The organism is Bifidobacterium choladohabitans, from assembly GCF_016102005.1.
Classification (GTDB): domain Bacteria; phylum Actinomycetota; class Actinomycetes; order Actinomycetales; family Bifidobacteriaceae; genus Bombiscardovia; species Bombiscardovia choladohabitans.
Genome location: NZ_JACFPL010000002.1, coordinates 233,962 through 257,691 on the forward strand (window position 1 = coordinate 233,962; position 23,730 = coordinate 257,691).

At 63.7% G+C, this 23,730-nt stretch carries 17 protein-coding genes, 1 other RNA gene and 2 pseudogenes; 15 read left to right on the plus strand and 5 right to left on the minus strand.

Translation table 11 applies throughout. The annotated features are described in order from the left end of the window. Positions 1-2: 2 nt before the first annotated feature. Positions 3-722, minus strand: a complete 720-nt coding sequence (locus H3S97_RS04475) for a Fic family protein (protein WP_198206422.1) — start codon at positions 720-722, stop codon at positions 3-5. A 100-nt stretch (positions 723-822) separates the two neighbouring features. On the opposite strand from H3S97_RS04475, the gene H3S97_RS04480 reads away from it, so the two are divergent. The 7 genes from H3S97_RS04480 to H3S97_RS08365 all read left to right on the plus strand — a co-directional run bounded on the left by H3S97_RS04480 (position 823) and on the right by H3S97_RS08365 (position 8,265). Next, positions 823-3,531 carry an FtsK/SpoIIIE family DNA translocase gene (locus H3S97_RS04480; protein WP_198219781.1) on the plus strand — a complete coding sequence of 903 codons (2,709 nt, stop codon included), beginning with the start codon at positions 823-825 and terminating at the stop codon, positions 3,529-3,531. Between the two features lie 107 nt (positions 3,532-3,638). Further along, entirely contained in the window at positions 3,639-4,244 is a 606-nt protein-coding gene (pgsA, locus tag H3S97_RS04485; protein WP_198176588.1) for a CDP-diacylglycerol--glycerol-3-phosphate 3-phosphatidyltransferase, read from the plus strand. Next, a complete protein-coding gene (locus H3S97_RS04490) occupies positions 4,241-4,810 on the plus strand; it encodes a CinA family protein (protein ID WP_198176587.1) in 570 nt (189 codons plus the stop codon). Before pgsA ends, H3S97_RS04490 begins: the two co-directional genes overlap by 4 nt. A gap of 165 nt (positions 4,811-4,975) precedes the next feature. After that, entirely contained in the window at positions 4,976-5,494 is a 519-nt protein-coding gene (locus H3S97_RS04495; protein ID WP_372338668.1) for a helix-turn-helix domain-containing protein, read from the plus strand. 145 nt (positions 5,495-5,639) lie between these two features. Beyond that, entirely contained in the window at positions 5,640-5,873 is a 234-nt protein-coding gene (locus tag H3S97_RS04500) for a DUF3046 domain-containing protein (protein WP_024627845.1), read from the plus strand. Positions 5,874-6,101: 228 nt separating this feature from the next. After that, positions 6,102-7,256 carry a recombinase RecA gene (gene recA, locus H3S97_RS04505; RefSeq protein ID WP_198179180.1) on the plus strand — a complete coding sequence of 385 codons (1,155 nt, stop codon included), beginning with the start codon at positions 6,102-6,104 and terminating at the stop codon, positions 7,254-7,256. A gap of 4 nt (positions 7,257-7,260) precedes the next feature. Next, complete coding sequence (locus tag H3S97_RS08365) at positions 7,261-8,265, plus strand: regulatory protein RecX (protein ID WP_232356274.1); 1,005 nt, start codon at positions 7,261-7,263, stop codon at positions 8,263-8,265. Positions 8,266-8,304: 39 nt separating this feature from the next. Here the strand turns inward: H3S97_RS08365 and rnpB are convergent. Continuing rightward, positions 8,305-8,682, minus strand: an RNA gene (gene rnpB / locus H3S97_RS04515) — RNase P RNA component class A. A 177-nt stretch (positions 8,683-8,859) separates the two neighbouring features. Here rnpB and hpf point away from each other — a divergent pair. The 4 genes and pseudogenes from hpf to trpD all read left to right on the plus strand — a co-directional run bounded on the left by hpf (position 8,860) and on the right by trpD (position 14,030). Further along, positions 8,860-9,534, plus strand: coding sequence for a ribosome hibernation-promoting factor, HPF/YfiA family (gene hpf, locus H3S97_RS04520; protein ID WP_198179188.1), 675 nt, complete (start codon positions 8,860-8,862; stop codon positions 9,532-9,534). A gap of 225 nt (positions 9,535-9,759) precedes the next feature. Further along, positions 9,760-12,259: pseudogene (secA, locus tag H3S97_RS04525) on the plus strand (preprotein translocase subunit SecA); the annotation flags it as partial. 236 nt (positions 12,260-12,495) lie between these two features. Beyond that, positions 12,496-12,681, plus strand: a pseudogene (locus tag H3S97_RS08625) (SEC-C metal-binding domain-containing protein); the annotation flags it as partial. A 248-nt stretch (positions 12,682-12,929) separates the two neighbouring features. After that, complete coding sequence (gene trpD, locus H3S97_RS04530; protein ID WP_198219783.1) at positions 12,930-14,030, plus strand: anthranilate phosphoribosyltransferase; 1,101 nt, start codon at positions 12,930-12,932, stop codon at positions 14,028-14,030. 97 nt (positions 14,031-14,127) lie between these two features. On the opposite strand, the gene H3S97_RS04535 is transcribed toward trpD, so the two are convergent. Beyond that, on the minus strand, positions 14,128-14,673 hold the full coding sequence (locus tag H3S97_RS04535; RefSeq protein ID WP_198219784.1) for a hypothetical protein: 546 nt from the start codon (positions 14,671-14,673) through the stop codon (positions 14,128-14,130). A gap of 48 nt (positions 14,674-14,721) precedes the next feature. On the opposite strand from H3S97_RS04535, the gene H3S97_RS04540 reads away from it, so the two are divergent. Continuing rightward, on the plus strand, positions 14,722-15,411 hold the full coding sequence (locus tag H3S97_RS04540; protein ID WP_198219785.1) for a lysophospholipid acyltransferase family protein: 690 nt from the start codon (positions 14,722-14,724) through the stop codon (positions 15,409-15,411). A gap of 5 nt (positions 15,412-15,416) precedes the next feature. Here the strand turns inward: H3S97_RS04540 and H3S97_RS04545 are convergent, their stop codons facing one another. Together H3S97_RS04545 and H3S97_RS04550 are read right to left on the minus strand one after the other, a co-directional pair. After that, the gene (locus tag H3S97_RS04545) at positions 15,417-17,666 is read right to left on the minus strand and encodes a Stk1 family PASTA domain-containing Ser/Thr kinase (RefSeq protein WP_198219786.1); all 2,250 of its coding nucleotides are present in this window, start codon (positions 17,664-17,666) and stop codon (positions 15,417-15,419) included. Beyond that, positions 17,659-18,894, minus strand: coding sequence for a polyprenyl synthetase family protein (locus tag H3S97_RS04550; RefSeq protein WP_198219787.1), 1,236 nt, complete (start codon positions 18,892-18,894; stop codon positions 17,659-17,661). Before H3S97_RS04550 ends, H3S97_RS04545 begins: the two co-directional genes overlap by 8 nt. Positions 18,895-19,070: 176 nt before the next feature. Between H3S97_RS04550 and H3S97_RS04555 the strand changes: the two genes are divergently transcribed. The 3 genes from H3S97_RS04555 (at position 19,071) to H3S97_RS04565 (ending at position 23,719) form a co-directional block, all read left to right on the plus strand. Further along, entirely contained in the window at positions 19,071-19,679 is a 609-nt protein-coding gene (locus tag H3S97_RS04555) for a DUF4192 family protein (protein WP_198179212.1), read from the plus strand. 113 nt (positions 19,680-19,792) lie between these two features. Further along, on the plus strand, positions 19,793-21,232 hold the full coding sequence (locus H3S97_RS04560) for an RNA polymerase sigma factor (RefSeq protein WP_232356276.1): 1,440 nt from the start codon (positions 19,793-19,795) through the stop codon (positions 21,230-21,232). A gap of 129 nt (positions 21,233-21,361) precedes the next feature. Next, a complete protein-coding gene (locus tag H3S97_RS04565; protein ID WP_198219788.1) occupies positions 21,362-23,719 on the plus strand; it encodes a DNA gyrase/topoisomerase IV subunit B in 2,358 nt (785 codons plus the stop codon). Positions 23,720-23,730 lie beyond the last annotated feature (11 nt).

Here is a 23,730-nt window from a genome sequence, read left to right on the forward strand (position 1 = left end):
GCTCAGTGGGCTGGACCTTGGTCCCATCCGGCTATCAGAAATATTCTGGTTGGGTTGACCGGGCGGACCATGCCTGCAATCAGGGCCTGCAGGTCGTCGGTCTTGCCCCGGAGCGCTTGCTGAATGGCCCGGCGGTGGGCGGTCGGATCGGCGCGTCCCCAGTCCAGGTCCCAGCCCGCATCGTGGGACAGGCGTGAGAGGAAGATGCGCAGGGTCATGCCGTCGCAGTCGGCAAAGGGATGCAGGTAGGAGAGCTCGTCGTAGTAGTGGGCCAGACGGTCAACGAAGACCGGACGGTCCAGGCTGGCCAGGTTGCGTTCGGCAGCCAGCTCCTGGCCGATGGCCGCGGCTCCCTGCTCCAGCATGGCCGCCGGATACAGGCTGGCCTCGTCCCCCGGTTGAGGTCGCCGCAGCACCCGCTCTTCCGGCAGGCTGGGCAGCAGCCGGCGGTGGATGGCTTGCAGCTCTTCAAGATCGCCCTCGGTCGCCCAAGGCCGCTGACAGATCAGGATGGTCCGCAGAAAGAGGGCATCCACATTGGCGTTCGTACTATTGCTCTGGGCTTCCAAATGCCGGGCCTGGTCGGACAGTGCTTCGGCCTGCCTTCTGCCCGCCATAAAGTCGCTTGCCGCCTGCAGGGCCGGAGGGCCGGGCTGACGGTCATCAAGAAGCAGGTTGCGCAGGGCGAAGGCTACGGCGCTCTGACGTTCGGCTGGTGTCATGCCAACGATGCTAGCCCTGGCGGCCCCCGTCTGAAAGAGTTGTGCACACTGACCCGGCAGGCCCGATGCGGACCGGGGTTTTGGGTAGGCTGAAAGGGTTATGACACGTAAGCAGCAAGCAGACGCACGCGGTCGCGGCCGGACCGCATCCAAGGACAGTCAAGACCCGGAACCCTTCTGGCACAAGGCCCTGCTGGCCCTGCCCCGGGGCCTGGGATCCCTGGTACGTGCCGTGGCCGGCAAGAACGGCGACGACTCCGCCTACCGTAAGGACGGGCTCTGCTTCGTGCTGGTCATCCTGGCCGTGCTCTTTTGTGCCAGCGAATGGTTCCGTGTGAACGGCTTCCTGGGGCGGGGACTGCACGCCATGGCTGCGGGCGTTCTGGGGCTCTGCAGCATCATCCTGCCGGTGGTTCTGCTCTTTGCGGCCTTTCGGCTGGTCTGCTACACAGGGCGCGAGGCGGGCAACCTGCCTGTGGTGGGCGGCCTCATGGTGGTGCTCTGGTCGGTCTGCTCCATTCTGGATGTGCTCATGGCCTCGGATTATCGCGGCTTCGACATGAAGGCCATCAGCGACTCAGGTGGCCTTTTGGGGTTCTTTCTGGGTTCGCCCCTGGCCTGGGGGCTGTCCAAGGTCTTCGCCGTCATCATCTTCGTCCTCGTGGCCATTTTCGGCCTCTTCATAACCTTCAGATTCCATATGAGCGACCTCATGGCCTGGTTGCGCGGGAAGAGGACCCATGCCGCCAGCTCGGCTTCGGCGCAGACCGCCCCCAACGAGGTCCGGCTGGGGGACGACACCCTGCCCTTGGCGCCCGGCGTGCCAACACACGAGGAGCAGGACCAGGAGGATGCCCAGAACCCCGGCAAGGGCGGGGTGGCCGGCTGGTTCAGTCGGCTGCTGCATGGCCGCATCGGCAAGGATACGGACACCCATCTGGAACGTTACGAGGCTGACGAGCCATTCTCCCAGGCGGCTTCTCTTGAAGGGGCTGACCAGGGTGATCGGTCGGCGCAGGATGCCGAATCTGACCAGGTGTCCACGCAGAACATGCCTGCGGTGGAGGCCCCGGCCACGGCCGCTCTCCTGGATGCCAGGGAGCAAGGACACCCCAAGGTGGATCCAGCTGCCCTGTCCGGCGTGGGGGCTTCGGACCCCTGGGCCGCTGCCGCAGCTGCGGCGGACACTGTGCAGATGGATGCCCAACCCGCTCCGGGAGCAGGTAATCACACGGCCGGAGCCCAGGGTACCGACGCCTCAAGCTCCTCAGATGATCGCGAGGTGGACGAGAGCCGACCCTATGTGCTGCCCAGCACGGATCTGCTGGTCAAGGGCAAGCCCCACGCGGTCAGGACCTCGGCCAACGACGCGGTCATCAAGGCCCTGCAATCGACCTTTCAGCAGTTTGACGTGGACGCCAAGGTGGTGGGCTTCCTGCGCGGCCCTTCGGTCACCCAGTACGAGGTGGAGCTGGGCCCGGGTGTCAAGGTGGAGAAGGTAACCAACCTTCAGCGCAACATCGCCTACGCGGTGGCCAGCTCGGATGTGCGCATCCTGTCTCCCATCCCCGGCAAGTCGGCCATCGGCATCGAAATTCCCAATGTGGACCGCGAGATCGTCCACCTGGGCGACGTGCTGCGCTCCGACAAGGCCCAGCAGGACGACAACCCCATGATGACCGCCGTGGGCAAGGACGTGGAAGGCCACTATGTGACCGCCGACCTGACCAAGATGCCCCACCTGCTGGTGGCCGGCGCCACAGGTTCGGGCAAGTCCAGCTTCATCAACTCCATGCTGGTTTCGCTGATCATGCGGGCCACGCCGGAACAGGTCCGCCTGATCATGGTGGACCCCAAGCGTGTGGAGCTGAGCGCCTACGCCGGCATTCCCCACCTGCTCACGCCCATCATCACCGAACCCAAGAAGGCCGCCCAGGCCCTGGAATGGGTGGTCAAGGAGATGGACTCCCGCTACGACGACCTGCAGTTCTTCGGATTCCGGCACATCAAAGACTTCAACAAGGCTGTCCGCGAGGGCAAGGTCCACGCCCCCGCCGGCTCCAACCGCAAGGTGGCCCCGTACCCCTACCTGGTCGTGGTGGTCGACGAGATGGCCGACCTGATGATGGTGGCCAAGAACGACGTGGAGAGCTCCATTCAGCGGATCACCCAGCTGGCGCGTGCCGCCGGCGTCCACCTGGTCCTGGCCACCCAGCGACCCTCGGTGGATGTGGTCACCGGCCTGATCAAGGCCAATATTCCCTCCAGGCTGGCCTTCGCCACATCCTCCTCGACGGATTCCCGGGTCATTCTGGATGCCACCGGAGCCGAGACCCTGATCGGCCAGGGCGACGCCCTCTTCCTGCCCATGGGCCAGGCCAAACCCACCCGCGTCCAGGGCGCCTGGGTCTCCGAGTCCGAGATCCGCAAGGCCGTGGATTATGTGCGCACCCAGCGCAAGCCCCACTACCGTGAGGACATCGAGCAGATGGCCGACAAGGCCGACCACAAGAACGAGATCCAGGAGGAGATCGGCGACGACATGGACGAGCTGCTCCAGGCGGCCGAGCTGGTGGTGACCACCCAGTTCGGATCCACCTCCATGCTCCAGCGCAAGCTGCGTGTGGGCTTCGCCAGGGCAGGGAGGCTGATGGACCTGCTGGAGTCGAGGGGAATTGTGGGGCCGTCGGAGGGTTCCAAGGCCCGCGAGGTGCTCATCCAGCCGCCGCAGCTGCAGCAGGCCCTGGCCTTCATCCGAGGCGACGCCACCTCCATGGATCCCGCCCCGGATGAGCAAGCGCAGGGCTGAACATCGGCCCAAAAAGCTGGGCCTGGTCTACCGTTATGATGAAACTGCCGCCCGGCATCTCTTGTTGGACGGCCCGAGCGCACGAGTATCGCGTATAAGGAGTGGCAATGCAGGAGCATGCCGAGTCAGAGACCGGTCGTGAGAGGCGCAGACTTCTCGAAGGATGGAATTCACCCCCAAACCTGGTCACCTACACCCGTATCCTCCTGGTCCTGGTCTTCATCGCCCTGGATCTGATGGCCGGTCCCTGGGGCGAACGCAGGCCTGGCATGCGTTGGACCGCCGCCGTGCTCTTCGTCCTCGCCGCCTCGACCGATAAGCTGGACGGGTGGCTGGCCCGCCGGTACAACCAGGTGACCGAGCTGGGCAAACTCATGGACCCCATCGCCGACAAGCTGTTGATCTGTTCGGCGCTGATTGTGGCCTCCGTCTTCGGCGAGCTCTGGTGGTGGGTCACTGTGCTCTTCCTGGTGCGGGAACTTGGCATCACCCTGCTGCGGGTCCTGGTCATCAACAAGCAGGGCCGGGTCATCGCCGCCTCCCAGGCTGGCAAGTACAAGACCTTGTTTGAGTGCATCGGCCTGGGCATGCTCATGGTGCCTTTGTCGACGGTCTGGCCCTGGTACCTGGTGGCCACCCGCGTGGTCATCCTGGTGGCCCTGGCCCTCTGCCTCTACTCGGGAGCGGAATACGTGATGGGGATGCGGCGATGATCGGCAAGAGCGTGCAGGGCCGTTGCGACGACCTGGCTGGACGGATCATCGACACCTGCCGTGATTCGGGCCTGTTCCTGGCCGCCGCCGAATCGCTGACCGGGGGGCTGTTGGCCGATGCCTTCGTCAGGATCCCCGGGGCCTCAGACGTCTTTCTTGGATCGGCCGTCACCTACGACATCGCTGCCAAGGCCGCCATCCTCAAGGTGGACCAGGACCTGCTGGCCACCCAGGGCGCGGTCCATCCACGGGTCGCCCAGGAGATGGCCGAGGGCACGGCCAGGCTCTACACCAGGCCGGGGCACGAGGACACGGTCATCGGCATGGCCACTACCGGTGTGGCCGGTCCGGGCCCTGACGGGGACGATCCTGCCGGGCTGGTCTACATCGGTCTGGCCCTGCCTGTTCGTGTGCTGGGTCGACGTATAGAGACCGGCCTTCAGTCCCATGCCTACCGCACCTATGCCTATGAGCTGCATCTGGACGGCGATCGCGAACAGGTGCGCCGGGGTACGGTCATGCGGATTCTGGACCAGCTGGATCGGGCCCTGCACTCGCTCGGCTGACGGCCTGATGCGGTGAGTCGCTTCTACTAACCGCTGTCGGCCTTGCGCATACGTGACCTTGGTCACAAAGCAGGCCTTTCGGGTTCCTCCCCTGGAATAATCCAGCGGCCTGTCTGTTGGTCACTGTGTAAGAAGTTGAACACGATAATGGCGAAAGGGGCTGCTATGGCCAGCACCGAGACCGTGATGACTCGAACCAACGATACCTATGATGTCAAGCCGGCCGCACCCGGAGTGGAGCGCAACGCGCGGGTTCGTGATCTGACTCCCGCCCAGCGTCGTGCCGTCGTCTTCGCCCAGCAGCAGGTGATCCGTGCCAAGGCCGCCAAGAAGGCCAAGGAGGAGCGCCAGGCCAACCTGAACAAGATGTGGATGGAGGAGGACGGCATGGAAGCCAGCCGTCAGCGGGCAGCCTCCAACAACGACGGCCGGGCCGTCACCCATACCGTCTCCCTGCGCGAGGCCCTGGGCCACGTGCTGCGCGAGCTGAGGACCAACGATCACAAGACCCTGCGTGAGGTCAGCGAGAAGGCCGGTGTGTCCCTGGGCTACCTGTCCGAGGTGGAACGCGGCCAGAAGGAGGCCAGCTCCGAACTGCTGAGCTCCATCGCCGACGCGCTGGGCCTGGGTGTGCCGCAGACCCTGCGGATGGTGGCGGACTACCTGGAGTCCACTCAGGAGTAAGCATGTCAGGTTCCGCCGGTTGAATCGGCGGACCGTTCTTGAGGGCGTCCGGTTCTGAGGAACCAGGCGCCCTCTTCTGCTGACTGTCGGTTGCTACCGTAGAAGGGGTGTGACAGGGTGGGTCTTGGACGAAAGGTGATGTCGGGTGCGTGAACGGGAATTCTGGCAGCTGCTGGAGGAGGTCTTCGGCCGGGTCTACGGACGCAGTCTGGCCCGTGACCAGAGGCTGACCGCCCTGGATGCCATGACCGTAATAGAGGCCCTGGATGCGGGTGTGGAGCCGCGCGTGGTCTGGAATGTGCTCTGCGATCAGATGGAGATTCCCGACTCCCGGCGCTGGGGGAAGGACCACAATGCGCCGCCCCTGCCGGCAGCCTGATCGGCGGGTTTTATCCTCCGCGAATTTATTGCCCATTCCAGGTGATTTTCGAACATTTGTTCGCATAGTCGGGTATACTGATACCCATGGTCCGGTGACCATCGGCACGTTCGACCACATCGGGCGCCGGGACCGCAGACGGGTTCCGACGGCGGATAGGCTGTCAATCGTGAGGTCATCAATCAGGATGTCGTCATCGTGAGGTCGGTTACGAAGAAGGAGAGCCATATGGCACGTCAGAGCAACAGTGGCAAGGCGAAGAAGGAAGAGGAGGGCGGGATTGATCCCCGTCGCCAGGCAGCCTTGAACACGGCCCTCGCGCAGGTGGAGAAGAGCTTTGGCAAGGGTTCGGCCATGCGTCTGGGTGACAAGCCCGCCCAGGACGTGGAGGTCATTCCCACCGGGTCCCTGGCCTTGGACATGGCCCTGGGCATCGGCGGACTGCCCCGCGGCCGCATCGTCGAGATCTACGGTCCCGAATCCTCGGGCAAGACCACCCTGGCCCTGCATGCGGTGGCCAATGCACAGGCCGGTGGTGGAGTGGCTGCCTTCATCGATGCTGAGCACGCTCTGGATCCCGAGTACGCCAAGAAACTGGGCGTGGACACGGACTCCCTGATCGTCTCCCAGCCGGACAACGGCGAGCAGGCGCTGGAGATCGCCGATATGCTGATCAGGTCGGGTGCCCTGGATGTCATCGTCATCGACTCGGTGGCCGCCCTGGTGCCCAAGGCCGAGATCGAGGGTGACATGGGCGACAGCCACGTGGGTCTGCAGGCCCGTCTGATGAGCCAGGCCCTGCGCAAGATGACCGGTGCCCTGTCCCAGGCCAACACTACGGCCATCTTCATCAACCAGCTCAGGGAGAAGATCGGCGTCTTCTTCGGCAGCCCGGAGACCACCACCGGCGGCAAGGCCCTGAAATTCTACGCCTCGGTCCGCTTGGACATCCGCCGTATCCAGACCCTGAAGAACGGCGACGAGGCGGTGGGCAATCGCACCAAGGTCAAGGTGGTCAAGAACAAGATGGCTCCGCCCTTTAAGGTGGCCGAATTCGACATTCTCTACGGGGAGGGCATCTCCAAGGAGGGTTCGGTTCTGGACATGGCTCTGCAGACCAACATCGTCAAGAAGTCGGGCTCCTGGTTCACCTACGAGGGCGATCAGCTGGGTCAGGGCAGGGAGAACGTCCGTCAGTTCCTCAAGGACAACCCCGGCCTGACCAAGGAGATCGAGGACAAGGTCAAGGTTGCCTTCGGCCTTATTCCTGCTCCCTCCGAGGACGACAAGGCCGATCAGGCTGAAGCTGGCCAAGACAGCAAGGAAGACGACTCGGCTCCTGTAGATATCGACAGCACTGTGCCCACGGCCCAGGCTGCATGACCCGATGATCTCGGCCGAGGACTTCCTCAAGGAAAATCCGGTCCGACTGGCGCAGACCGAGGATCCTGCCGACTCCATCACAGAATCGGTCGATTCCCGGTCGGACCGGTTCCAGGCAGAACCTGCTGGTGCGTCTGCTCCAGCCAACTCGAGAGGGTCAGTGAGTATTGGAACGGCTTTTGATTCCGCTACTGATTCGCGGTCTGCCTCAGGCTCTCCGCATACCTTAACCTCTCTGCCAACTACGGATGTTCGCCCAGCTGCTATCCAGAAGGATGGCAGCTACAAGGAAGACAGCCGCCCGGTGCAGGCCGCTGCCCTGGGTCTGGGACATGGCGCCCAGTTCGGAGGCAGTCTGGAGGATATTGACAGTCATGCCAATGCTGATATGGGTGAGGATTCCCTGGCAGGTTGCCATTCCCATGGTCGCCGTTCTGCCCGGGGTTCCGACAGAAGGACCCGCCGCCGTGGCCGTCGTCCACGTGCTGGCGGCTTTGGCGGAGGTTCCGCGCCTGCAGCCCCTCGAGCGGATGCGGATGATGCGGATGCTTGCCGGGAGGCTGCCCTGACCCTGCTGGATGCAGCGGCCCGTTCCAGCGGAGCCCTGGCCCGTCGTCTGGTCGACAAGGGGTTTGACACGAACGTGGTCGATCAGGTGATCGATCGGTTGACCAAGCTGGGCCTGGTAGATGACCAGGCCTATGCCCAGGATCTGCTGCGTTCCTGCCTGCATCGCACCATGGGGGAGCGCGGCGTGCTCTCGGAGATGACCCGTAAGGGACTGGATCCGGGACTGGCTGCACAGGTAGTGGCCCAAGCCTCTCGTGAGGGACTCTTCGTAGACTCCGCCTACGAGCTCGGTCGCAAGGTGGCCCGGAAGACAGCCGGACTTGATCTCAAGGTGCGCAAACGGCGATTCTGGAGTGCTGGATCCCGCAAGGGCCACTCTCCCGGCCTCCTCAACCAGGTGGCAGCAGACCTTTTCGTCTCTGACGACCCTCTCGATTGAGCCGATCGCTGTCAAGGAACCACGTGATAAAGGGGAAGAAAATGAGACCTCTCATATACCCCGGGTTCTGTCATCGACCGGATGAAAATCCGGACGACGGATGGCCATCCATCTCGACCTGACGTTGCCGCCAGGCTCTAGCGGCCTACCCGAAGGCGGGACGAGCAGCCCCTGAATGCCTTCTGCTTGGCCTTGCTCCCGATGAGGCTTGCCATGCGGTCGGCGTTACCGTCGACCCGGTGGTCTCTTACACCGCCGTTTCACCCTTGCCCACCTTTACCAGGCGAGCGGTCTGTTCTCTGTTGCGCTATCTCTCAGGTCGCCCTGGGCGGACGTTATCCGCCATCGTGCTCTGTGGAGCCCGGAAGTTCCTCAGCCCTTCCCAGGAGGAGGGGCCGCGGCCATCCGAGAGGTCTCGGGGATACAGCATAGCGGAACTGAACGACCTGACCAGCGGATAGGAACCCGCTCTGGCCTCAAGCTCAATCAGTGAGTCAGCCCTGCTCTTCGGATACAATCGGAAGCACAGTCGATGGTGACCAAGTCCGCCATCGCACAAGCGGTTCATCCGCTCACGAGTGCAAGGAGATTCCCATGGAGATCGTCATTACCGGTCGACATACCCAAATCAAGCAGCGGTTCCGCGATGTTGTGGACAGCAAGATGAACAGGGTGACGGCCATCGCCCCCGATGCCCAGCGCATCCAGGTCGTTCTGACACATGAAGGCAATCCCCGCCAGGCTGACAGCGCCAAGAGGGTGGAGCTCACGGTCCAGGCCGGCAAAACCGTAATCCGCGCCGAGGCTTCCAGCGCCGACGAGTTCAGTGCACTGGATATGGCCTTGGACAAGTTGACCCAGCGTCTGCGCCGGGTCCGCGACCGCCGCAAGGACCACCGCCGTGGACTGGAGCATCCGCCCCTGCCCGCCGATTTGCCCGTGGATGAGCAGGCAGGCGATGAGGGCGATCAGGGCCAGGAGTCCAACCCGGACAACAGCGCCCAGAGCGCCGTGGCTTCGGACCTGGCACCGGGTCAGTCGGTCGAAGTGCAGGTGGGAGACACCCCCATCGTCATCCGCCGCAAGCTGCACATCGCAGAGCCCATGAGCATCGACGAGGCCCTCTACGAGATGGAGCTGATCGGCCACGACTTCTTCCTCTTCGTCAACAAGGAGACCCAGCGGCCGTCGGTGGTCTACCGTCGGCACGGTTGGAGCTATGGCGTCTTCGAGATTGATACGCCTGAGCATGTGGGCCAGAAGAAGTAACAGTAAAACGGATATTGAACTGCGGGGCGATTCCCCGGCGGCAGGTTGGCCTGGCCTCCGGAGGATTGCCCTCTTCAATGCCCGGTCCGGCTGCCAAGGCCGCAGCCGGGTTTGCGGAACCATCGGTTTCGAGAAAATCGGTGCATTCGCGTAAGATAATCAAGGTCTGGGCCTACGTCAGCTGAGGGCGTGCTAGGGCCATAAAAGAACGGTAGGGAGCGCAACGTGGTAGCAGTCTTGGACAAGGTCCTCCGTATGGGCGAGGGTCGTCAGATTCGCAAGCTTCAGGGGGTGGCCAAGGCGACCAACGCCTTCGAGGATCAGATCTCGGCCATGAGCGACGAGGAACTCAAGGGTCAGACGCCTAAGTTCAAGCAGCGACTTGAGAACGGCGAATCCCTCGATTCCCTGATGCCAGAGGCCTTTGCCACGGTTCGCGAGGTTTCCAAGCGCACCCTGGGCCAGCGGCACTTTGACGTCCAGCTGATGGGCGGCGCGGCCCTGCACTGGGGCAACATCGCCGAGATGAAGACCGGCGAGGGCAAGACCCTGGTGGCCACCCTGCCCAGCTATCTGAATGCCCTGGAGGGCAAGGGCGTGCATGTGGTCACGGTCAACGACTACCTGGCCTCCTACCAGAGCGAGCTCATGGGGCGCATCTTCCGCTTCCTGGGCATGAGCGTGGGCTGCATCATCACCGACCAGCGCCCAGCCGAGCGCCGCAAGCAGTACCAGGCGGACATCACCTACGGCACCAACAACGAATTCGGCTTCGACTACCTGCGCGACAACATGGCCTGGGACAAGGACGAGCTGGTCCAGCGTGGCCACCACTTCGCCATCGTGGACGAGGTGGACTCCATCCTGATCGACGAGGCACGAACTCCTCTGATCATCTCCGGACCCGCCGAGGGCGACGTGACCCGATGGTACCGGCAGTTCGCCAAGCTGGTCCCCAGGCTCACCAGGGATGAGGACTATGAGGTCGACGAGAAGAAGAAGGTCGTTGGCATCCTGGACCCCGGCATCACCAAGGTGGAGGACTACCTGGGCATCGACAACCTCTACGAGCCCGCCAACACCGCCCTGATCGGATATCTGAACAACGCCATCAAGGCCAAGGAGCTCTTCCTGCGCGACCGCGACTATGTGGTCCAGAACGGTGAGGTCCTGATCGTGGACGAACATACCGGCCGTCTGCTCAAGGGCCGCCGCTACAACGAGGGCCTCCACCAGGCCATCGAGGCCAAGGAGGGCGTGGAGGTCAAGGCCGAGAACCAGACCTTCGCCACCATCACCCTGCAGAATTACTTCCGCATGTACGACAAGCTGGCGGGAATGACCGGAACGGCCGAGACCGAGGCCGCCGAGTTCATGAACACCTACAAGCTGGGCGTGCTGCCCATTCCCACCAACAAGCCCATGATCCGCAAGGATCAGCCGGATCTGATCTACCGCACCAAGAAGGAGAAGCTGACCGCCATCGTCCGCGATGTGGCCAAGCGGCATGCCAAGGGCCAGCCCATCCTGCTGGGCACCGCCTCGGTGGAGTCCTCCGAGGTGGTCTCCTCCCTGCTGGACGTGGCCGGCATCGACCATCAGGTCCTCAACGCCAAGCAGCATGCGCGCGAGGCTGCGGTCGTGGCCGTGGCAGGGCGCAAGGGGGCTGTGACCGTGGCCACCAACATGGCAGGGCGTGGCACCGACATAATGCTGGGCGGAAACGTGGAGTTCCTTGCCGATCAGAAGCTCAAGGAGCAGGGTTACTCCTCCGACGACACTCCTGAGGAGTATGAGAAGCGCTGGCCCAAGATGCTGGACTCCGTCAAGGAGCAGGTCAAGGACGAGCATGAGGAGGTCGTCAAGCTGGGTGGCCTGTACGTACTGGGCACCGAGCGGCACGAGTCCCGCCGTATCGACAACCAGCTGCGCGGCCGCTCAGGCCGTCAGGGCGATCCTGGCGAGTCCAGATTCTACCTGAGCCTGGAAGACGATCTGATGCGCCTGTTCAATACCGGGATGGTGGCTCAGCTCATGTCCAAGAGCCTGCCCGAGGGTCAGCCCATCGACAAAAAGAGCGTCTCCAAGGGTGTGCGCAACGCACAGAAGTCCGTGGAATCCCGCAACTACGAGATCCGCAAGAACGTGTTGAAGTACGACGATGTGATGAACAAGCAGCGTCAGGTCATCTATGGCGAGCGTCAGGCGGTGCTCAAGGGCGAGGACATCCACGAGGACATTCTCCGCTTCATCAGCGAGACCATCACCTCATACATCCGGGGTGCACAGAAGGGCTCGGACAAGCCCGAGGACTGGGATGCCGACGGGCTTTGGAAGGCGCTGGCCTCCGTCTACCCGGTCAGTCTTGACCAGGATGAGACCATGGACTCCCTGGAGGGTCTGAAGGGTGACAAGGCCGTCAAGGCTCTGGCGGACAAGTTGGTGGAGGATGCCGATTCCATCTACCAGCAGCGTGAGGACGAGCTGGGCGAGAAGGGCTCCAGGCAGCTGGAGCGCCAGGTGGTCCTCTCCGTCCTGGACAGCAAGTGGCGTGAGCACCTCTACGAGATGGACTACCTGAAGGACGGCATCGGCCTGCGCGGCATGGGTCAGCGTGACCCCCTGGTCGAGTACCAGCGCGAGGGCTACCAGATGTACAACTCCATGATCGACGCCATCAAGGAGCAGACCGTGCAGCTGCTCTTCAACGTGGACCTCAAGCAGATCGCGGCCAGCCAGGAGAACGAGCGGCGGGCCCGCGAGGAGCGTAAGGAGAACGAGGAGAGCCAGTCCGAGCCGGTCAACTACCAGGCACCTGAAGAGCCTGATGCCGAGGACGAGACCACCGACATCGACGAGACTGCCGAGGAGCATGACGAGGGTGCTCCGGCTGGCAGCATCCAGGAGGATTCAGAGGAGGATGCCTCTGAGGATGCCGCTGACGAGGGTGCTCCGGCCCCGGTCGGGCCTGCCCCTATCAGCCATGCCGAGGGCAAGGTCCCTGCCAACAAGAGGCCCAAGGCTGTAGAGGATCACTCGCCTTGGTCTGATGGCCGCACCTTCCCGGGCACGCCCCGCAACGCCCCCTGCCCCTGTGGTTCCGGACGCAAGTACAAGATGTGCCACGGCCAGAACGAGAAGAAATGACAGGTTCGCATAATCACTAGCGGCTTCTGCAGATAAGGTTGCCGATACATTTAGGGTTGCCGATCTGACTGACGGCCATCGCTCATAAGGGCGGTGGCCGTTTCCATATATTGGATTGCTTACTTTCATATATTGGTAGCAAAGTGACCAGAATATGGGATTGCCTTGTGCAGGGGAGGGGCAGGGCAGTAAACCTAGAGCAAACAGCGGGGCATCCAGCCCCGCTTCTTCAAAGGAAAAGAGTCATCATGCGGCCACTTAGCTGGAAATCCGTCCTGAACTCCTTGGTGTCCGGTCGGCACCTGAGCGCGGATGAGGCCGAGTGGTGCATGAACGACCTGATGGACGGAAATGCCGACCCGGTGCAGGTGGGCGCCGTCCTGTCCATGCAGTCCACCCTGGGGCTGACCAGCCCAGAGGTCGAAGGGGCTGCCAAGGCCATGGTGGGTCATGCGGTGCCGCTGAAGGTCAGGGGTGACGTGACCGACATCGTCGGCACCGGCGGCGACGGGGCAGCGACAGTCAACCTGTCGACCATGGGTGCCATCGTGGCTGCCGCAGCAGGTGTCAGGATCGTCAAGCACGGCAACCGAGCCGCATCCAGCAAGAGCGGCACCGCCGACTGTCTGGAGCAGCTGGGCCTGCCTCTGGATCTGCCGCCGCAGGAGGTGGCTGCCATGGCTGACCGCTACGGCATCACCTTCGTCTTCGCCAAGACCTTCCACCCTGCCATGCGATTTGCAGGCCCTGTCCGCTCGTCGCTGGGCATCCCGACCGTCTTCAACCTGCTGGGACCCCTGACCAACCCGGTCAACCCGCGATATGTGGCCATCGGATGCGCCCAGCGCCAGCTGAGTCCCATGATGGCCCAGGTCTACGCCTCACGCGGCCAGGAGGGCATGGTCTACACCTCGGTCGAGGGCCTTGACGAGATGGCTCCGACCGGCCCGGTCTCCATCTGGGAGATCCACCAGGGCAAAGTGGAGGAGCGGTCCTTCGATCCGACTCGTGAACTGGGTCTCGACCCGGTTGATTTGGATGACCTGCGCGGTGGCGATCCCGCCTTCAATGCCAGCGTCGTCAGGGATTTCCTGGCTGGAAAGTCGGTTCCCTCCCGTTCCACGGCCCTGCTCAATGCCGCCTCGGCCATCGTGGCCGACGGCACACGGATTGACGCCGGTCCCGAGGCCGATCTGAGCGTCCGGTTTGCCCAGGCCTACCAACTGGCTACCGAGGTTGTGGACCAGGGCAGGGCCGCCGACCTGCTGGCAGCCTGGATTCACGGAGCCCAGGAAGCGCAGTCCCGCTGTCAGCAGGAGGAACGGACACGCCGTCCGGTCCTGGTCTAGATTCGCGGCTGCCAAACCTGTTCGGGCCCCACTGGCTGATGTTTCCTGCCAGTGGGGCCCGAACGTATCCTCGGCTTATATATGGCGGCACACGACATCATCGCCGGTAGTGCCGTTCGTCGTCATCGAAGAGTCCACTTGAATCGTCGTGGAAATTCTTCCGATCGATGATCAGTCCCGCGATGCCTATCAGCAGGAGCAGTCCCGCCAGCAGGCCGGTCAAGCCGGACCAGCGGGGAATGAAGATGGTCAGGAAGAAGCAGACCAGGCCCAGCACCGTCATGATCATGAAGGCCACCCGCCTTCCGCCCAGGTCGCTCAGGTCAGGGTTGGGCGGCACAAAGTTCGACGACTGGTCCATGACCTGGTCGGTGTCCAGCCAGCTGCTGCCTTGGAAGTCGCGAGGTCCGGAGCCGCCGACGAAGGAGTCCCGCTTCAAGTCCTCGGCCCTCAGCGCCGCCTTCTTCTCGGACTTTCGAGCCTTCTTTTCGAATTCCTTGGCCGTCCTGGACGATTCCAGGGAACCCAGCTCGTCAGCGTGCGAATTCAGGAAGTCCGCCCACTCCTCGTCCCCCTGTGAGGGCCCGGTTCCCGCCTCGCTGTTATACTGATTCCCGGCGTCGTTATGCTTGTGCTCGGTCATAGAACCATCGTAACCTCGGCCGCACGCATTCGCTACCAAGGAGTCTCTGTGCTGTACTGGTTCTTCGTCAAACTGCTCGGTCCGTTGGCGCGTACCTGGTTCAAACCGACCGTTGAAGGCACGGAGAACATTCCCAAGCAGGGGGCTGCCATCATCGCCTCCAACCATCTGGCCGTCATCGACGACGCCCTCCTGCCCATCACCTGCCCCAGGATGATCCACTTCATGGGCAAGGCCGAGTACTTCAACGGCAAGGGGATAAAGGGCAAGTTCAAGAAATGGTGGTTCAGCTCGGTCGGAGTCTTCCCCGTGGACAGGTCGGGTGGCTCCAAGTCGCTGGGGGCCATGGAAACGGCGCGCTCCATCCTTGAGCACGGTCACATCTTCGGCATCCATCCGGAGGGCACGCGCAGCCCTGACGGCAGGCTCTACCGGGGGCACACCGGGGCGGCGCGGCTGGCCTTCGAGACCGGAACGACAGTGGTGCCCACCGCCATCATCGGCACCCGGCAGCTTCAGGAGCCCGGGCATGTGCTTCCGCATAAGGGCAGGACCAAGGTCATCTTCGGCAAGCCCATTACCGTGCCCTACGTGCCGGTCAACAGCCTCACCCATGAGGAGATCCGCAACCTGACCGACAGGATCATGCAGGAGATCCAGGAGATGAGCGGGCAACGCTACGTGGACGTGTATGCCCAGGTCATCAAGGCGCACGAGAACAAGGAAGAACTGGGCTGACGACTTCAGACCACAGTCAGGGTCACGACGGCCGGTGAACCGTCATCATTGACCACCTTGACCTGGGTACCGGGGTTGGGGTCCTGGATTCGCACCGTGTGGGTCAGGTTGCCCAGCGGCGCGGAGATGTTGACCTTGAGTCCGTATCCCTGCAGGATCTGGGTGGCCTCGTCCTGGCTCTTGCCCTTCACGTCGGGCATGCTGATGAATTGCGGCCCCTTGGAGATGACCACGTTGACCGCATCGCCCCAGTGCAGCTGCTTCTGGGCCTGGTGGGAGGCGGAGATCACCTGGTTGCGGGGCACCGTGTCCGACCAGTCTTCGCTGTAATTGACCTTGAGCCGGAGCGCCTCCAGGGCCGCCTTGGCATCGTCCCTGGCCTTGCCGATGATGTCGGGCATGGCCACCGGCATCCGACCCTTGGAAAGGACCAGGCTGACCTTGGTGTCGTGCCGGGTCCTGGTCCCTGGGGCCGGCTCCACCGAAATCGCCGCTCCCTCGGGTATGTCCATGGAGTACTGGTCCTTGGAGGAGTCATGGTCGATCTTGTCGAACCCAGCCGCCTTCAGGGCTTGCACGGGGTCCTTGCCGTTGGAGGTGTCCGGCGTGAGGATGTCCTTGGGCACTGTGGCCTGGCGAATCCCCTTGGAGACCGTCAGGCTGAGGCTGCCGCCCCGCTTGCTGATATGGGCTCCGACGGTGTCGGGATCCGCGGCCATGATGGCCCCCTTGGGTACCTGGTCGCTGAAGTCGTAGCCGGTGTGGACATCGATGCCTGCGACCTTGAGCGTGCTGGTGTACTTGGAGTAATCGGCGCCGATGACCCTGCACTCCTGATTCTCGGGGCAGGAGATGTCATCCGGCTTGGGCAGGGCGATATAGCTGCCCGGACCCAGGTAGTACCACCAGGCACCACCGCCGCCTCCGGCCAGGGCCAGCACCAGCAGAACCACCAGCGCGATGATCAGGCCCCGATGCCGGTGCTTGGGTTTGGCCGTTTCGGCACCTTGCTGCATGGTCTGGGCGGAAGCCGGAACGAGGCCTGCATCAGCGGGGGATGCTGTCGGGTCCTGAGGTTGCAGGACGGTTGTGGTTTCTGCCCGTGAGGGGGTGTCCACGTCGTTGAGCCGATAGCGCCTGGTCGCTGCGTCCGCATCGGTTTCGGGCGGGGCGGGCACATTCAGGACCGTGTCCGAATCCTCCGGTTCGGGTGCTGCAGCGATGGTCTGTGTGGCTGCGTCTTCGGCATCGTCGCTGGGTGCCGTGGCTGCCTGCCTTGGCGGTTCGGGCATCTCAGGGTCGTGTCCAGAGGTTCCGGCGATGTCAGACTCGGGCTGTCCGCTGGCTGAGGCTGCTGCAGCCGCTGTGCCTGTCGCAGGCAGCACGTAGTCCATGGCCTGCCGGTCCAGCCCCCTGACCACCTTCCTCAGGCCCTCCAGGGCCTTGCCTGCGTCGTCCGGGCGGTTTTCGGGGGAGCGGTCGGTCAGCCCGGAGACCAGTGCGGCCACGGATGGGTCGATTCCCGGGCAGACGCTGGCCAGGGAGGGGACATCCTCGTGGACGTGTTTGAAGACGATGGTCACCGGATTGTCGCTGGCGAAGGGGACCGTGCCGGTCAGCATCTCGTAGGCGATGATGCCCACGGCGTAGAGGTCGCTCTGGGGGGAGGCCTCATTGTTCTCGATGGTTTCGGGGGCCAGGTAGGCGGCCGTGCCCATGAGCATGCCCGTCGAGGACAGGGTGGCCTGGGCGGCGGCGCGGGCCAGGCCGAAGTCGGTGATCTCCACGTGGCCGCGGTCGTTGATGAGGATGTTTTCCGGCTTGATGTCGCGGTGGATGACGCCGGCTCGGTGGGCGGAGGCCAGGCCGTCCAGTATTTCGCCCACGATCCGTAGGGTCTCCTTCAGGGGATAGACGCCCTGCCGGGCCATGTCCCGCCGCAGGCTGATTCCGTGGACATACTCCATGACCAGGTAGTCCAGCCCCTGATCGATGCCGGTGTCGTAGACCTGGACGATGTGGGGGTTGGCGATGGCGGCCGCCGACCTGGCCTCCCGGCGGAAGCGCTCCTCGAACTGGGCCCTGTGCGGCCCCTGGGCCAGCATGGTGTGCATGATCTTGACCGCCACATGCCTGGACAGCCGCAGATCCAGGGCCTCGTAGACCGTGGCCATGCCACCTTGCGCAATCTCGCGCAGAATGCGGTAGCGCCCGTCAATGATCCGGTCGCTGGTCCTCTCGTCCGCTTCACTCATGCTCGTCTTGTCCGGCCCTCTGCACCTCGGAGGCCTGACCGGCCTCGGCATCAATGGAAGATACACGTTTATGATACCCGGCGGTGGTGGCAAGCGGGAGGAAGCGTCGGCAGGCATTCAGGAAGATGGTTCGGCCCTCTGTCGACAGCTGCAGATCATCGGCCAGGGCCTGGGCTCGTGCCTGGGCTCGGGAGGACAGGCCGGCAATGCGTCGACGACTGGCTTCCACGGCCCCGCAGGAGCGCATCAGGTCACGGACCATATTTACCTGGGCGTCCTTGCGGCGTTCGGTCGGGGAACCGTAGAGTCGGCGGACCTCCTTGGCCTGGTCAGGATCGGCCATGGCCAGGGTGTCGGCCAGGAGGACGGTTCGCTTGCCCTCACGGATGTCGCCTCCCACAGGTTTGCCGGTGTGGCGGTCGTCGCCTGTCACATCCAGCAGATCGTCCTCCAGCTGGAAGGCCAGACCCAGATCCAGGCCCAGGGTGCGTACCGAATCTTTGTGCCCTTCCAGGTCCGTTCCGGCAGCCAGCAGGCCCAGGGCCAGGGGGGCCATGGTGGTGTAGGAGGCGGTCTTCCAGGCCATGGTGTGCAGGGCCTGACTGCGCAGGCGTTTCGGATCGTCCAGTGGAGCCTCTTCCATACCCATGTCCAGGATCTGGCCGGTGACCACGGCCGTCTGCATGGCTTGAAAGGCTCTGCCGATGGCCGATTCCTGAGGCAGGCCGGCAGCCGCCTGGAGGGCCATGGTTGTGCTCAGTGATGCCAGCAGGTCGCCAAGGAGGATGCCCAGGCCGGTGCCACGGGCATCGGGGCCTGCGGGGAGACGGTCGCTTGGATCGTTTCCGGCGGCCGACCGGCTCAGGGCCAGATGGGCGGCAGGACGGCCCCGACGACGGGGGGAGCCGTCGATGATGTCGTCGTGGACCAGGGCGCTGGTCTGATAGACCTCCAAGGCGCAGGCAAGGTCCACTGCCGCCTGTTCACGGTCCGGATTCTGCTCGGATTCCAGAGCCCGCCAGACATCGCAGAGCAGGAGGGCGCGCAGTCGTTTGCCGCCACGGCCTGCCTCGATTGCCTGGTGGATGACCTCCTGCAAAGCCCCCTGTGAGGGGTTCTGATCCAGGGGATGGTCAGGTCCGGGCTCTGGAGCAGTCAGGTGGTCGCATTGACTCCGGAGCAGTTCCTCCATGCGTTGTTCGACCCGTGCTGCAGTCACGCTCTTCATGTCTTAGAGCCTATCCGCATATCTGCCCAGCAGGCAGGCTGCAAGGCCCCTGGTGGATGGGTGACCCCACTTGACCACATGATCGGCTGTGGCCTTCCTAACGGTTCCAGCTGGTTCAGGATGGTGCCCAGGCTCCCCGGACCACAGACCGGGAGCGGATGGGAGGCGATGACGGCATGAACGATTCATATGAACACGGCATGACAAAACTGGTGGAGAACTATCGAGAGGGTCGACGACGATGGGGCGTGGAAGATGCTGACAGGCGATGGCTCCAGCAACCCTTGACAGACTGGACTGTCGGCTTGAGGGGTCGGCAGCAGGCTCACCCGCCTCTGGACTCCGACTCGGCGGACCGTCTGGCTGTGGCCATCAAGGAAACCCTGGCCATACGCGACGGGCTGATTCTGTCAATCCTGGCGCCTGAGCCTGGTCTGCACGCTGACCGGCTGCTGGACCTGTGTGTGCGTCCCAACGATGCGTCCAATGTGACGGTGCTCTGCAACATTCTGGATGCGGTCTTCAAGGACCCTGCCACGCGGCCGGACCATCCGCGTTGCCGGGCCGGGCTGGCCATGCTTGAAGCCATAGCTGATCAGGTTCCGCCGGGGTTTCGGTCCCAGCCCCTGGCGGTCGCGGCCTACGTCGACTGGTGGAGTGGGGGATCCCGGGCATCCGGGTTCGCCGAGGAAGCTCTTTCCGACGACCGCTCATGCAGTCTGGCCGCCATCGTCCTGGCTTTGATCGGCCGCGGCATCGAACCGGCCTGGAGGCAATCGGGCTGAATCGGGAATAATCGTCCCCCTGGGGTGGTTCACTTAGTGAGTCTAAGATTTGACCTTGCCATAGCTGTGCCTTGAAAGCAGTGTCGGCGGGTGGGATGATCCAGGAGGAGAATTTGGCCACGAAGGACACCAAGTCAGCCAAGACAGCCGCAGTGGATACCGGGAAGGGCCGGACCAGTTCAACCGCCGGCAAGACCAAGACCGCCACCAGGTCCAAGACCAGCAGCAGCAAGGCGTCCCGCAAGACCGCAGCCCGCAAGACCGCAGCCCGCAAGACCGCCACTGCCAGCACTTCGACGGCCAAGACCAACCGTCGCCCGGCCTCCAAGACCAAGAAGAAGGTCGAAGAGGAGCCCATCCTGCAGCCGGAGGAGCAGGAGCCCGACGAGGACCTGCTCAAGGACCAGGAGGACGACGACCAGCTGGACAAGAGCGAGGATCAGCTGGAGGACGAGCCCGACGAGGATGATCAGGAGGAGGACGAGGCCCACCAGGTCGAGGATGAGGCCGAGGAGGACCGCAAGGCCGCCCATGCCCTCGCCGCCAAGGTCAAGGGCGCCTTCGTCGTCGACGATTCCGATGACGATGAGAATGTCACTCCCTCAGGCAACCCCAAGCGTCGTGTGGTCACCGCCGGCGCCACTGCCGATCCCGTCAAGGACTACCTCAAGCAGATCGGCCGCGTCAGCCTGCTGAACGCCGAACAGGAGGTGGACCTCTCAGAGCGTATCGAGGCCGGCCTCTATGCCCAGCATCTGCTGGACACCGAAGGCGAGGGCATGGACTTCAAGCGCCGCCGCGAGCTCAAGTGGGCCGCCAACGACGGGAAGAAGGCCAAGGACCATCTGCTGGAGGCCAACCTGCGACTGGTGGTCTCCCTGGCCAAGCGATACACCGGCAGAGGCATGCTCTTCCTGGACCTGATCCAGGAAGGTAACCTGGGTCTGATCCGTGCGGTGGAGAAGTTCGACTACACCAAGGGCTACAAGTTCTCCACCTACGCCACCTGGTGGATTCGTCAGGCCATCACCCGTGCCATGGCCGACCAGGCCCGCACCATCCGTGTGCCCGTTCACATGGTCGAGGTCATCAACAAGCTCTCCCGCGTCCAGCGTCAGATGCTGCAGGACCTGGGTCGCGAGCCCACCCCCGACGAGCTGGCCCGTGAGCTGGACATGCCCGTCGAGAAGGTCCAGGAGGTCCAGAAGTACGGGCGCGAGCCCATTTCCCTGCATACCCCTCTGGGCGAGGACGGTGACTCGGAGTTCGGCGATCTGATCGAGGACACCGACGCCATCGCCCCCTCGGATGCTGTGGCCTTCTCCCTGCTGCAGGAGCAGTTCCAGCAGGTGCTTGAGACCCTGAGCCCCCGCGAGGCCGGCGTCATCAAGATGCGTTACGGCCTGGAGGATGGGCAGCCCAAGACCCTGGACGACATCGGCCGCGTATACGGGGTCACCCGTGAGCGCATCCGCCAGATCGAGTCCAAGACCATGTCCAAGCTGCGGCATCCTTCGCGCTCGCAGACCCTGCGTGACTTCCTGGATCAGTGACCTCTGCGCCCGGCGGGGAGGTCCGGATGCTGTCGAGGCCTCCTTGCTAGAAATGGTCATCGGTGCGTAAGCGACCGCCCATGCGAGGACCCGTGTCCCCTGGGCGCCAAGAGGTGAACGGCGAGGAAAATGGTGGCGAAAAAGCCTGAAAAGGGAAAGTCCTATGGTGCCGGCAGTCTGACGGTCCTGGATGGCCTGGACGCAGTGCGCAAACGTCCAGGCATGTACATCGGGACCACGGACAGCCAGGGGCTCATGCACTGCCTTTGGGAGATCATCGACAACGCCGTGGACGAGGCCCTAGCCGGCCAGTGCGACCACATCAAGGTCATTCTGCACAAGGACGGCTCCATCGAGGTGGACGACAACGGCCGAGGCATCCCCGTCGATATTGAGCCTCGAACCGGGCTGACCGGCGTGGAGGTGGTCCTGACCAAGCTTCACGCGGGCGCCAAGTTCGGCAACTCCTCCTACACGGCCGTGGGCGGCCTGCACGGCGTGGGCTCTTCGGTGGTCAACGCCTTGAGCTCCCGACTGGACGTGGAGGTGGACAGGGATGGCAAGACCCACCGGATGCGCTTCCACCAGGGTCATCCCGGCACCTACCAGGACCCAGATCCGGAGCGGCCCTCGCCTGACTCGCCCTTCAAGCGCACCAGGAAAAACCGGCCTACACCCCTGGAAGTAGTGGGCAGCGTGCCCAAGTCCCGGACCGGGACCAGGGTGCGCTACTGGGCCGACCCAGAAATCTTCAACCCCACGGCCCGGTTCAGCTACGCCCAGCTGATCGACCGGGTGCGCCAGACCAGTTTCCTGGTGCCCGGCCTCAAGATCACCGTGATTGACGACCGCATCCCCGCCACAGGAAGCGCCGAACAGGACCTGCGCCTGGAGGTTGACGGCGAATCCGCTGCGGAGCCGGACAATCAGAACGTTCAGGACGATCAGGAAAACCTTCATGGATCTTCCAACAGCGACGATCTCTCTGAAGAAGGCACCGAAGGCGAACGTGCCGAGGACGCGCAGCCGGATGATGCCGACCTTTCGGCCACCGAGCGGGCCGACCGGGCCATGCTGCAGCCGGAGGACGAGTCCGGCCATCAGCGCGTGGAGGAGTTCCTGCACACCGGCGGGGTGACGGACTTCGTGGACTTCCTGTCCAAGGGCGAGCCGGTCAGCGACATCTGGCGGATCAGCGGCCAGGACACCTACCAGGAGGAGACCCAGCGGGTGGGCTCGGACGGTGAGTTGCACGCCGAGCAGGTGGAACGCGTCTGCGGGGTGGATATCGCCCTGCGCTGGGTCAACGATTACGATTCAGTCGTTCGCAGCTTTGTCAATGTGGTGGAGACGCCCGGCGGAGGCATGCATGTGGACGGGTTCATGAACGCCATGACCCGCCAGGTGCGCAAGGCCGTGGAGGCCAACGCCCGCCGCCTCAAGGTCAACCTCAAGGATTCCCACACCAAGGTGGAGCGAGACGATGTCCTGGCCGGGCTGGTGGCCGTGGTCACCGTGCGTATCGCCGAGCCGCAGTTCCAGGGCCAGACCAAGGACGTGTTGGGTACGGCCCAGGTCAAGCCCATCGTCACCCGGATGACCGACGACCAGTTCGGCCAGATGATCAGCGGCTCCAAGCGTGGCTTCAAGGAGCAGTCCGGCCAGGTGCTGGAGAAGATCGTGGGCGAGATGCACGCCCGCGTCCAGGCACGCAAGACCAAGGAGGTCACCAGGCGCAAGAACGCCCTGGAATCGGCCTCCATGCCCTCCAAGCTCTCGGATTCCATGCCCGGCAATGACGACATCGCCGAACTGTTCATCGTCGAGGGCGACTCCGCCCTGGGTACGGCCAAGGCAGCCCGAAACTCCATGTTCCAGGCCCTGCTGCCCATCCGTGGCAAGATACTCAACGTGCAGAAGGCCTCCCTGTCCCAGATGCTGACCAACAAGGAGTGCGCCTCCATCATCCAGGTGGTCGGCGCCGGCTCGGGAGCCAGCTTCGACATCGACCAGGCCCGCTACAACAAGGTCATCATGATGACCGACGCCGATGTTGACGGCGCCCACATCCGCATCCTGCTGCTGACCCTCTTCTACCGTTACATGCGCCCCCTGATAGAGAACGGACGGGTCTACGCAGCCGTGCCGCCCCTGCATCGAATCGCCCTGGCAGGCAAGAACAAGGGGAAGTTCATATACACCTATTCGGACGATGAGCTGGAGGGCAAGCTGGCCGACCTGCAGGCCAAGCACATCGACTACAATCCCGATGTGCAGCGCTACAAGGGTCTGGGCGAGATGGATGCCGACCAGCTGGCCGACACCACCATGGATCCCCGGACCCGCATGCTGCGCCGCATCCGCATGGAGGATGCCGCTCAGGCGGCCGGCATCTTCCCCCTGCTCATGGGCGACGACGTGCCGCCCCGCAAGCAGTTCATCGTGGACAATGCCGACGATTTCGACCGGAGCAAGATCGACACCTGATCGACCTTCAG